Annotated in this window: 10 protein-coding genes; 4 read left to right on the forward strand and 6 right to left on the reverse strand. The window is 65.6% G+C overall.

Translation table 11 applies throughout. The annotated features are described in order from the left end of the window. Nucleotides 1–83: 83 nt before the first annotated feature. Nucleotides 84–581 (forward strand): TPM domain-containing protein, encoded by a 498-nt coding sequence (locus H8B02_RS39435; RefSeq protein ID WP_229171116.1) that lies wholly within the window; start codon nucleotides 84–86, stop codon nucleotides 579–581. Nucleotides 582–649: 68 nt separating this feature from the next. On the opposite strand, the gene H8B02_RS39440 is transcribed toward H8B02_RS39435, so the two are convergent. The 4 genes from H8B02_RS39440 to H8B02_RS39455 all read right to left on the reverse strand — a co-directional run bounded on the left by H8B02_RS39440 (nucleotide 650) and on the right by H8B02_RS39455 (nucleotide 4,048). Further along, nucleotides 650–1,264 (reverse strand): glutathione S-transferase family protein, encoded by a 615-nt coding sequence (locus H8B02_RS39440; RefSeq protein ID WP_229171117.1) that lies wholly within the window; start codon nucleotides 1,262–1,264, stop codon nucleotides 650–652. Nucleotides 1,265–1,429: 165 nt separating this feature from the next. Continuing rightward, nucleotides 1,430–2,743 carry an MFS transporter gene (locus H8B02_RS39445; RefSeq protein WP_229171118.1) on the reverse strand — a complete coding sequence of 438 codons (1,314 nt, stop codon included), beginning with the start codon at nucleotides 2,741–2,743 and terminating at the stop codon, nucleotides 1,430–1,432. 124 nt (nucleotides 2,744–2,867) lie between these two features. Continuing rightward, entirely contained in the window at nucleotides 2,868–3,677 is an 810-nt protein-coding gene (locus H8B02_RS39450; protein ID WP_229171119.1) for an MBL fold metallo-hydrolase, read from the reverse strand. After that, entirely contained in the window at nucleotides 3,674–4,048 is a 375-nt protein-coding gene (locus H8B02_RS39455; protein ID WP_212319448.1) for a Crp/Fnr family transcriptional regulator, read from the reverse strand. The genes H8B02_RS39450 and H8B02_RS39455 overlap by 4 nt, the downstream gene beginning before the upstream one ends. A gap of 204 nt (nucleotides 4,049–4,252) precedes the next feature. Here H8B02_RS39455 and H8B02_RS39460 point away from each other — a divergent pair, with 204 nt between their 5' ends. The 3 genes from H8B02_RS39460 to H8B02_RS39470 all read left to right on the forward strand — a co-directional run bounded on the left by H8B02_RS39460 (nucleotide 4,253) and on the right by H8B02_RS39470 (nucleotide 7,208). After that, the gene (locus tag H8B02_RS39460) at nucleotides 4,253–5,308 is read left to right on the forward strand and encodes a hypothetical protein (protein ID WP_229171120.1); all 1,056 of its coding nucleotides are present in this window, start codon (nucleotides 4,253–4,255) and stop codon (nucleotides 5,306–5,308) included. An 89-nt stretch (nucleotides 5,309–5,397) separates the two neighbouring features. Continuing rightward, nucleotides 5,398–6,948 (forward strand): hypothetical protein, encoded by a 1,551-nt coding sequence (locus H8B02_RS39465; RefSeq protein ID WP_229171121.1) that lies wholly within the window; start codon nucleotides 5,398–5,400, stop codon nucleotides 6,946–6,948. A 95-nt stretch (nucleotides 6,949–7,043) separates the two neighbouring features. Further along, the gene (locus H8B02_RS39470; protein WP_229171122.1) at nucleotides 7,044–7,208 is read left to right on the forward strand and encodes a hypothetical protein; all 165 of its coding nucleotides are present in this window, start codon (nucleotides 7,044–7,046) and stop codon (nucleotides 7,206–7,208) included. An 89-nt stretch (nucleotides 7,209–7,297) separates the two neighbouring features. Here H8B02_RS39470 and H8B02_RS39475 read toward each other — a convergent pair whose 3' ends face one another. Together H8B02_RS39475 and putA are read right to left on the reverse strand one after the other, a co-directional pair. Then, the gene (locus tag H8B02_RS39475; protein ID WP_229171123.1) at nucleotides 7,298–8,503 is read right to left on the reverse strand and encodes a CaiB/BaiF CoA transferase family protein; all 1,206 of its coding nucleotides are present in this window, start codon (nucleotides 8,501–8,503) and stop codon (nucleotides 7,298–7,300) included. A gap of 291 nt (nucleotides 8,504–8,794) precedes the next feature. Further along, nucleotides 8,795–11,335, reverse strand: a 2,541-nt coding sequence (gene putA, locus H8B02_RS39480; RefSeq protein WP_229171124.1) for a bifunctional proline dehydrogenase/L-glutamate gamma-semialdehyde dehydrogenase PutA, incomplete at its 5' end; no start/stop codon positions are given.

Raw genomic sequence — 11,335 nt, forward strand, 5'->3', positions numbered from 1 at the left:
CTCGAGCTCGAGCGACAGCGGCGGCTTCAGCGGCGGAGGCGGCAGCTTCGGCGGCGGCGGCGCCTCGGGGAGCTGGTAGGCATATGAGCATCAAGCGCATCGGCAAGCATCTGCTCGAACACCGCTGGCGCGTGCGGCGGGAGTTTCCGCCGCGCGTGCTCGACGCGATCGAGCAGGCGATCAAGGCCGGCGAGGCCACGCATTCGGGCCAGATCCGCTTCGTCGTCGAGGGCGCGCTCGACGGCGTGCCGCTGTTCCGCAATCAGCCGGCGCGGGAGCGGGCGCTCGACGTGTTCGCGCACTTGCGGATCTGGGACACCCATCACAACAACGGTGTTCTGATTTATCTTTTGCTCGCCGACCGCGACGTCGAGATCGTCGCCGATCGTGGCATCGATGCGAAGGTCGGCCGCGCCGGCTGGGAAGCGATTTGCCGCGCGATGGAAACGGACTTTCGGGCAGGCCGGTTCGAGCACGGCGTGATCAAGGGGATCGAGGCGGTGTCGCGGGAGCTCGCGCGGTACTTCCCGCATGTCGCCGGAGGCCCGAACGAGCTGCCGGACAAGCCGGTGGTGATTTGAGCGACCAACGATTTGGTCCGGTGCTCTTCATCCTCCCCCTCCAGGGGAGGATAAGAATAAGAAGACCCCTACGCCTTCACCGACGGCCGCGCGCCGACGCGGTTGAACCAGGCCACGATGTTGGCGTTCGCCTGGTCCAGCGGCTGGCCGACCTGGTTGCCGAAATCGAGCCAGCAATAGAGCAGCATGTCGGCGAGCGTGAAGCGCTTGCCGCAGATATAGTCGCGGCCATCCGCCATCTGGTTATCAAGCCATTTGATGCGGTTGGCGGCGATCATCTTCAGCCCGGGCGAGGCCTCGGGGGCGACCGGAATGCGCTTCTCGAAGAATTTCAGCGCCTCGCCGAAGCGATAGCCGTTGGCGAGCGGCTCGGCGATGTTGAGATCGATGCGGCGCGTCCACATCCGGCACTCCGCGCGCTCTTCCGGCGTGCTGCCGATCATGGCGGGCGAGGGGTGCTTCTCCTCGAGATATTCGCAGATCGCCGTGATCTCCGAGAGGTAGTTGCCGCAGTCGAGCTCGAGCGCCGGCATCTGGCCGTGCGGATTGCGCTTCAGATGCGCTTCCTCGCGGTTCTCGCCCTTGCGCAGGTCGACGGCCTGCTTGGGGATCTCAATGCCCTTCTCCGCCATGAACATGCGCACGATGCGCGGATTGGGTCCGATCGAGTCGTAAAGCTTCATGGTCCTTGCTCCCTGTTCTTCGGTGTTGTTGTTGCCGTTGTTGAACAGGCCATGCGCGGATTTGTCAAATTAAGCGTCACATGTGCGGTCGCGCACGCGCCAGCATCAGTCGTCGTACCGGTCGCGCGCCGACCGCATGGTCTGCTTGTCGCCTGCCGACGGAGGTCATTGCGCCGGTTGAGTTGCAATTCCCGGCACGGACGGTCGCCCGCGATAGACCGACAGACCCACGAGGCCCACTGCCGCGGCGAACAGGATGTAGTAGACGGGCGCAGCCTTGTCGCCCGTCACCTGGACCAGCCAAGTGTTGATGAACGGCGCCAGCCCGCCGAACAGCATCACGGCGAGATTGTACATCAGCGATGCTCCGGTCGAGCGCACGCCGACGGGAAATATCTCGGTCATGAAGGCCGGCATCGGCCCGGCCAGGGCACCGAGCAGGACCGCGACGATCTGCAACTGCCAGAGGTTCGCGGTGGTCGGGGCGGCGACGAGCCGCTGCAAGATCACATAGAACAGCACGCTGTAGACGATCAGCGCCGGAGCGAGGACCGCGCGACGGCCGATGCGGTCGGAGAGGGCGCCGCTGGCCACCGCCACCGCCGCATTGATGAGGCTGACGACGAGCAGGCCAAGCTGTGCATTCAGGATCGGCAGCTTCAGCTCGGCGACCGCATAGGTCGGCAGAAAGATCGCATTGACGTAGTTGATCGCCGTACCGGCCGCGATCAGGCAAAACGAGGCGATCAACTCGCGTGGATGTTCGGAGAACAACTGGCCGAGCGTGGTCTGCCTGCTCGGCTGCGCCGTCGCGGCCCTCTCGGCGAGATACGCCTGGAATTCGGGCGACTCGTCGCACCTTTGGCGTAGGTACCATCCAGTCGGCCCGATCAGAATGCCGAGGATGAACGGCACGCGCCAACCCCAGCTCGCGAAGGCGTCGGGCGACAGGCCGAGATTGAGACCGATCGCCATCGCGGCACCGAGGCCAAACGCCAGCGATTGCGACACCATCTGGAACGAGCCGTAGAAGCCGCGCCGGCCAGGCGGCGCGAATTCGATCAGCATCGCGCTGGCGCTGCCGAACTCGCCGCCGGCGGAAAAGCCCTGGATCAGCCGCGCCAGCAGCAATAGCAGCGGTGCCGCGATTCCGATCGCGCCATAGGTCGGCAGCAGGCCGAGCAGGCCGGTGCCGACAGCCATCAGCGATATCATCACGACCAGCGCCTTCTTGCGGCCGTGTCTGTCGGAATAGAGCCCGAACACCAGGCCACCCAACGGCCGGGCTGCAAAGGCGATTCCGAATGTCGCGAAGGTCAGCAGCAGCGAGGAATGCGGATTGTCCGCCGGAAAGAACAGCTTGCTCAGGATGCCGGCGAACAGGCCGAAAACGGTGAAGTCGAACCATTCCAGCGCATTGCCGATCGTGGAGGAGATCACCACCCGGCGGCGCATCTGCGCCATCGTGTCAGCCTGCATTCGTTTCGTCTCCCCGCTGTCGGCAACGGCTTGCATCGCCGAGTCCATGATTTTGATCGTTCCGCCCCGATCCTAGAGCAAAGTCATGGCAGGCCACAACGGGCCGCTTGGCTGGGTCCGGGCGTTAATCGTCGAGCTTGTTGAGGTCACGCACCGACTGCATGATCGGCTCGAAATTCGAGCGCGCGTCGAGTGCATCGAACAGTTGCGCGGTGTCCTCGAGCAGGGCATGCGAGCGTTGCAGCGCGATCCGCACGTCGTCCTGCGGCGTGTCGGACAGCCGGCCATGCCCCGACAGCAGGATCTTCGAGTTGAGGCCCTTCAGCCGTTCCAGCGACTGGATGTAGTCGGCGATCGAGCCGGAGCCGAACACGCCGCCCATCACGCCGCCGGGCATCAACGTGTCGGCGGCGAACAGCAGCCCCTTGTCCTGATCGAACAGCGAGATGCAGGCCGAGGTGTGGCCCGGCGTGTACATTACGTTGAGGCGGAAATTGCCGAGGTCGATCAAATTGCCTTCCTCGAGCCAGATGTCGATGTCGATCGGCACGTTCGGTTCGTTGAACATCTTGCGCAGCATCGAGAAGTCGTCGCGCAGCATGATCTTGTTGGCGGCGAGCCGGTGCGCCGCGATGTAGGCGCTGCCGTGGAAATGATAGGCCGCGCCGATGTGATCGAGATGCTCGTGGCTCAGCACCACCATGTCGATCATCGCGGGCGTTATGCCGAGATGGTTCAGACAGGCGACCAGAGATGGATAGTTGGTCGACAGCCCGACGTCGATCATGATGGTCCGCTTGCTGCCGCGCACGAGATAGGCATTCGCCGCACGGTTCTTGAAGCGGATCTGGTAGACGTCGTCGGCCGCCTGGATCAGCGTGGCGACGTCGGCCTCGAACAGCGTCTTGAACGGGGTTGGTTTGCGCTCGCTCATGGGGTGGCCGCCGCTCGGTAGGTGACGGCGTTGGATGCGCGCAGACGTTTCGAGAGCGCATCCATCACCATCAGCGCGAACGCCGGCTGCTGGCTGACCAGATAGACGAAGCGGGCGTGGTTGATCCGCATCACCCGCGTCGCGGGCGCGGAGGCAATCGCGGTTGCCGAGCGCGCCGAGCCGTCGATCACGGCCATCTCGCCGAAGAACTCGCCCTTGCCGAGGCTCACGATGACCGTCTTGTTTCCGCCATTGATCTTGGCGATGTCGACGGTGCCGTCGAGCACGACAAACAGCTCGCGGCCGCTCGAGCCTTCCTCAAAAATGACGTCATCGACATCAAATTCGTTGATGCACTTCTCGATCGTCATGGCGCTCTCCTGCCTTCTGGCTGGAAGACGGCGGTATGTTAATCGGGAAACCGCCGCGCGCAAACGGAGCTGACGCAGACTGCCGCATGGCAACATCGCCTAAATCCGGCCCGGAAAACTCCCTAAAATTTAGGTAATGGCGGAGCGGGGTAACCATTTCGCAAGCAATAAAAGTTACCGAATTGTCAACCCAGTCTGGAGACTTTGAACGTGAGTGAGCAGCAGAGCGAGCCGGTCAGCGGTCAAGCCGGCGCCGAGACGGCGGCGAAGAGCGAGCCCGTGATGGCCGCGGCCGGTGTCGAGGCTCCCAGGCTTGCGCCCGAGCAGGAAGGGACGTCGCCAAAGGCCGACGCGCCCAGGATGGACGCGCCGAAGGTTGAATCCCCGAAGATTGAGCCGTCCCGGCTCGATCCCATGATTGAGGCCAAGATCGACGCGCAGATCGAGCCGACCAACATGGACGTGCCTAAGGTCGAAACCGGCAAGCGTGAAGAGCCGCGTTTCCCGGGCAAGCTGATGATCATGGCGCCCGGTGACCGGACCTGGGACCACGAGGCATCCGCCTCCAAGCCGGGCGCCGAGCAGGCCGCCAAACCGGCCGGCACGCGCCGGTTCGGGGCCATGGTCGCGGTGATTGCGCTGGCGACCGTGGCAGGAGCCATCGGTGGCGCGCTCACGACCGCCGGGCTCGGCCATCTCGCCGCCCCCGCCGCTGCCTCCGTCAGGGATGTGGCTGCCCAGGATGCAGCCAAGGACGCCGCCGCCAAGGAAGCGGCTGACGCCGCGCTCGCCCGGCTCGAATCCGAGGTCACTGCGCTGAAGGCCAGCGTGGAGCAGACCGCCAAGGCCGGCCAGGCCCAGTTCAGCAAGGCCAACGACCGGATCGAAAAGGTCGAGAAGGCCCAGGCCGAGCCGATGGCCAAGCTCAACAAGCTCAGCGAGACCGTCGACAAGCTCCGCGCCCCGCAGACGACCGTCGCCGCTGCGACGCCGGCCCGCGAGGTGACCGGTTCGGTCCCGCCGGCGACTGCCGCGGCAGCACCTGCGGCCCCCAGGCCCGAGGTCGGCCGCATGCCGGTGGTCGACGGCTGGGCGCTGCGCGACGTCGGCAATGGCGGCGCGCTGATCGAGGGCCGCGGTGGCATCTACGAGGTTTATGCCGGCGATCCCGTCCCGGGTCTCGGCCGCGTCGACGCCATCCGGAAGCAGGATGGCCGTTGGGTGGTCATCACCAGCAAGGGCCTGATCGTCTCCCGCTGATCGACCAAACGCGACGATACCAGGGCGCTTCACCGCGATGTGAAGCGCCTTTTTCTTGAATAGGGTTTGCCGTGCGGTGTTAGTGGGGCATGAGCCGCGCGCTGAAATGCCTCCTGGTGATGTCCATTCTGCTCGGTGGCGCCGTGCTTGCGCGCGCCGCGGAGGATCGCGCGCTCGAGCGCGGCGCGGCGGTGATCGATCCCGCGATCCTGCGCGAGCTCGATCATGGCCGCCTCAGTCTCGGCCGGATGCTCGCGCCGGAGCGGGCCGCCGACGTGCCGCTGTCCAACCGCGATCTGTTCGGATTGCCTGTGATGGTGCCGGTGCGCGAGGCGCTCGATCGCGAGTTCGATCGTTATGTCGGAAACCACAGAGCAAGCCTGCCGAACGAGAGCATCGGCGTCGGCGACGGCTTCGCATTCCAGCTGTTCGATCGCGCGCTGTTTGAATCCCCAGACGTTCGCTTCGTGCTCGCAGGCATCGTCAACCGTATGGACCGCGCCTACGTGGCGCCGAAAGATTGCGGCGAGATCCGGCTGATCTATCGGCTGACCCGCACCGACGTGCCGCTGATCGGCGAGAACGCCGTGTCGCAGCGGCTGCCGATGACGCTGAACCTGGTGCTGAAGGCGAAGGGCGACGGCAACGAGCCGTCGCTCAGCTGCCGCGAGATCGCGCGGCGCTGGCTCGCGACCGCCAGCACGCCGCCGGCGATGGACAAGCTGTTCGGCAAGGACGGTCCGCTCGACCTGATCGATGCACGGAATATCGATCGCATCGAGACCAATCTGCAGATCGCACACGCGCCGAAATCGGCGGTGCGCGACTTCCGCACCGACTATCTCCTGAAAGTGTTCGACTATGACGGCGCCTCGGCAAAGCGCTTTGCCGAGGCGCCGCTGGAGAACCAGATCGACCGCGATCGCATTCTGGCCGAGGAGGCGCTGAGGCGTGACTTCAAGACATGGCTGCTCGATCCCAGGCATTTTGCCGAGTTCGATCGCGGCACCTTGCTGATCCCCGACAAATTCCTCGCGCGCGGCGCGGTTGCGCCGACCCCGACCGGTTTCGACGTCAGCGACCTGGAGCCTGAATACGGGATGGTGCAGGGCGAGGGCTCGGCCGGCCCTGCGCTGTTCTCGGAAGGTGACGTGGTCGGCGCGTTGCAGAAGGCCACGGCCGATGGAACGAAGCTGCAAAACATCCAGTCGCTAGCCGGCTTCGAGCGGCGCCTGAACGACGTCACCTGCGCCGGCTGCCACCAGACCCGCGGCATTGGCGGCTTCCATTTCCCCGGCGTCGACTGGATGGCGGCAAAACCATCGAACTCCACCGTGGTGCCGGCCTCGCCGCATTTCTTCGGCGACCAGCCTCGGCGCCGCGATATTCTCGCAAGCTTCCGCGACGGCAAGGCGCCGGACTTTTCGCGCGGCTTCTCCAACCGGCCGCAACTACGCGCCAGCGCCGAGCTTGCCGGCACTGAATACAGCGACGGCTGGGGCGCGCATTGCTATCTGCCGGGCGCCAGGCCGGCCGAGACCGACCGCAGCTTTCGCGGCTGGACCTGCGCCGAGGGCCTCGCCTGCCAGGTCGCGGGGAAGACCTCACGGATGGGCATGTGCTTCGTGAAGGGCCGGTAGTTTCCCAACCGGAACCGGAGCGTCCCCGCGTCATTATTTGATGCTACAGTCGAGCTTGCCTAGGACCTGACAGCTCTTGACCGGAGACCGGCCCGATGAGTGCTTCCGAGGACAACAAGCAACGCAACCGCGAGATCGCGGCCAATGAAGCCGAGCGTCAGGCGGTGAGTGCCGTTCGCGTAAGCAGCTGGGCGATCGGGCTCGCGGTTGTTGTCGGCATCATCGTTGTGGCCATCGTCTGGGCCTGGCTGAAGAGGTAATTCCTCAAGCGTAGTGTTTCAGGCGCGGGCCGGGTAGCAAATCGGGACTGGCCCCGGATTTCGCTTCGCTGCATCCGGGCTACAGGGTCCTATGCCACCGCGCCGGACGCGCGCAGCTTTTGGATCGTGGCCTCGTCGTAGCCGGCCTGGCGCAGGATCTCATTGGAGTGCTCGCCGACCTCGGGCGGCTTGCGCGGCTGCACCTTCTTGGCGCCGTCGATGAAGATCGGGCTGTTGACGGTCAGCATGGTGTCGTTCTCGAAGCGCACCAGCACCTCGTTCTCGATCATCTGCTTGTCGTTCGGGATGTCGTCGAGGATGCCGACGACGCCGAACACCAGGCCGTTGCCGTCGAGGATCTTGCGCCATTCGGCGAGATCCTTGCCGGCGAACACCCCGTCGAAGATCTTGATCAGCTCGACCGAGCGCGCATGGCGGTCCGCCTTGGTGGCGAAGCGCGCGTCGGCGAGGAGGTCCTCACGGCCCATGCAGCGTGCCAGCGTCGGCCATTGCCGGTCTTCGTTGAGCAGCGACAGGATCAGCCAGCGGCCGTCCTTGCACTTGTAGTGGTTGGTGACGGCGTTGAGCGCCTCTTCGCGCGGCTTGCGCTTCTTGAACTTGGCGCCGGCGAGCTTGGCCTGCGCCAGCACGCCGTTGGCCCAGACGCCGTTGGCCATCAAATTGGTCGAGACATGCGAGCCCTTGCCGGTCTTCTCGCGCTGGAATAGCGCGGTGACGATCGCGCCATAGAATGCCATCGCGCAGGGGTGGTCGCCCAGCCCGGCAACCGAACGCGCCGGCGTGGTGTCCTCGTCGGCGCGCACCAGGTCCATCAGGCCGGAGCGGGCCCAATAGGCGTTGGAGTCGAAGCCGGGCTTGTTGGCCTCCTCGCCCTTTTCGCCATAGCCGGTGAAGGAGGCGTAAATCAGCCGGTCGTTGAGATGGGCGAGATGATCGTGGGTGATGCCGAGTTTTGCGCGCACCTGCGGCGGCATGTTGGTGATGAACACGTCGGCCTCGGCGACCAGCTTGTAGAGCACCTCGCGTGCCTCGGGCTTGGTGAGGTCGAGCGCCAGGCTCTTCTTGTTGCGGGCCTCGAGCATCCACGCGAAATTGTGCTCGCTCGCGGGATAGCCGGGCAGGTTGGGCAGATTGCGGTAGGGGTCACCGGCGCCGGGCGGCTCGATCTTGATGACGTCGGCGCCGAAGTCGGACAGCACGGTGGCGGCCGCAGGCGCCGCGATGAAGCTCGCGCAGTCCAGGACCTTGAGCCCGTCAAAAATGCCTTTTTCCATTGTGCCGTCGCTCCCGTGGCGCTTGTTGGTGTTTTTCCGGTAGCTGGAATTATCGCGTGCGATGATCCCGATCGGACCGCCATTTGACCCATCTCGGGGGCACGATGCAACGGCACTTTCTTACCCTACCCTGGAGGGGGAGGGTCGACGCGAATGAAATGAGCGGCGGGGTGGGGTGACGGTCTCTCCACTCGCATGGTGCCCGTGCGGAGAGATCGCCCCACCTCGACTCACATTTCGCTTCGCTCAATGCAAGTCGACCCTCGCCCTCCAGGGGAGGGGGCACATCTCTCACTCCACGCCCGCCATCAACGCCGCATTGCCGCCCGCGGCGGCGGTGTTGATCGTCACCGTCTGCTCGGTTGCGAAGCGCGCGAGGTAATGCGGGCCGCCGGCCTTGGGGCCGGTGCCGGAGAGGCCGCTGCCGCCGAACGGTTGCACGCCGACGACCGCGCCGATCATATTGCGGTTGACATAGATGTTGCCGACCTGGAGACGGTCGATCACGTGCTCGATCGTGTCGTCGATGCGGGAATGAATACCGAGCGTCAGCCCAAATCCAGTTGCCTCGATCGCGGAAAGCACCTCGCCGAGACGTTCGGCGCGGTAGCGCACGACATGCAGGATCGGGCCGAACACTTCCTCACGCAGCTGGCTCGCCGCCGACAGCTCGAAGATATGCGGCGCGACGAAATTGCCTGCCGGGGCCTCGCCGGCGAGATGCACCCGCGCCTCCTGCTTCATCCGCGCGATATGCGCGTCGAGCCGTTGCTTGGCCTCCGCGTCGATGACGGGTCCGATATGCGTCGATGGTGCGGAGGGATCGCCGATCTTCAGTTCGCGCGCGGCGCCCGCGATCATCTCGATCATGCGGTCGGCGACGTCGTCCTGCACGAACAACAGCCGGAGCGCCGAGCAGCGCTGGCCGGCGGAACGGAACGCCGAGGTCACGACATCGTCGGCGACCTGCTCGGGCAGCGCGGTGGCATCGACAATCATCGCATTGATGCCGCCGGTCTCGGCGATCAGCGGCACGATCGGCCCGTCCTTGGCAGCGAGCGTCCGGTTGATCGAGCGCGCTACCCCGGTCGAGCCGGTGAAGACCACGCCTGCAATGCCGGGATGGCTGACCAGCGCGGCGCCGGCCGCGCCGTCGCCCTGGACCAGTTGCAGTGCCGATGCCGGCACGCCGGCCTGATGCAGCAGCGCGACGGCCTCGGCTGCGATCTGAGGGGTCTGTTCGGCCGGCTTTGCGATCACCGCGTTGCCGGCCATCAGCGCCGCCGTCACCTGGCCGAGGAAGATTGCGAGCGGGAAATTCCATGGCGAGATCGCGACGAATGCGCCGCGGCCGCGCAGCTCCAGCATGTTGCTTTCACCGGTCGGCCCAGGCATCGCCTCGCCTTGCCCGAACAGCCTCCGGCCGAGCGCCGCATAGTAGCGGCAGAAGTCGATCGCCTCGCGCACCTCCGAGAGTGCGTCGTCGAGTGTCTTGCCGCCTTCGCTCTGCAGCAAGGCGAGGAAGTGCGCGCGGCGTTGCTCGAGCAGGTCCGCGGCCTTATCGAGGATCGCCGCACGTTGGGTGGCCGGCGTGCCGTTCCAGGCCTTGAAGCCACCGCGGGCGGCAGCAACCGCGGCATTCGCCTGTTCGACCGTCGATGTCGCGACCATGCCTGACGCCGCCTTGGGTTCGATGGCAATCGAAGACGTCAGTGCGTCGAGCGCCTCTCGCTCGCCGAATTCGATGCCGTGCGAATTCTCGCGCTGCGGCCGGTAGAGATCGGCCGGCAGCGGAATTCCGGAGTGAGCAGCGCTATTGTCGGCGCCGATGATCTCGGCCGGGCGGCGCAGCAGGTCCACGATGGATACGCGATTATCCGCGGCCAGCGCCACGAAGGACGAGTTGGCGCCGTTCTCGAGAAGCCGGCGCACCAGATAGGCGAGCAGGTCGCGGTGGCTGCCGACCGGCGCATAAGTGCGATGGGCGATCTCCGGCCTGTCGTCGCCGAGCTGTGCGTAGAGCGCTTCGCCCATACCGTGCAGCCGCTGGAATTCGAAGCTCGCGGGATCGTCTGACAGTTCGAGGATGGTCGCGACCGTCAGCGCGTTGTGGGTGGCGAATTGCGGAAACAGCCGCGGCCGCAGCGCGAGCAGCTTTCGCGCGCAGGCGATATAGTTCAGATCGGTCATCGCTTTGCGGGTGAACACCGGATAGCCGTCGAGCCCGCGCTCCTGCGCGCGCTTGATCTCGGTGTCCCAATAGGCGCCCTTGACCAGGCGCACCATCATCCTGCGGTCGAGCGCCCGCGTGAGTGCATCGATATAATCGATCACCTCAGCGGCGCGCTTCTGATAGGCCTGGATCGCAAGCCCAAAGCCGCTCCAGCCGGCGAACGACGGGTCGGCGAAGGCAGCTGCGATGACGTCGAGCGACAGCTCCAGCCGGTCGGCTTCCTCGGCATCGACGGTGAAGTTGAGGTCGAACGCCTTGGCGCGGCGCGCAAGATCGATGAGCTGCGGCACCAGCTCCGTCATCACCCGCGCGTGGCTGACCGCCTCGAAGCGCGGATGCAGCGCGGAGAGTTTGACGGAGATGCCGGGCCGGTCGGGCAGGGCCTGATCGCCGGCCGCCTTGCCGATCGCGTCGATCGCGCGGGCGTAGGATTCGAAATAGCGGCGGGCATCGTCGGCGGTGCGGGCGCCCTCGCCAAGCATGTCGAAGGAATAGCGCGAGCCGCGCGCCGTATGTGATTGGGCCCGCGCCAGCGCCGCCTCGATGGTCTCGCCGAGCACGAAATGGCTGCCCATCAGCCGCATCGCCTGTCGCGTCGC

It is taken from the genome of Bradyrhizobium altum, from assembly GCF_020889705.1.
Lineage (GTDB): Bacteria > Pseudomonadota > Alphaproteobacteria > Rhizobiales > Xanthobacteraceae > Bradyrhizobium > Bradyrhizobium altum.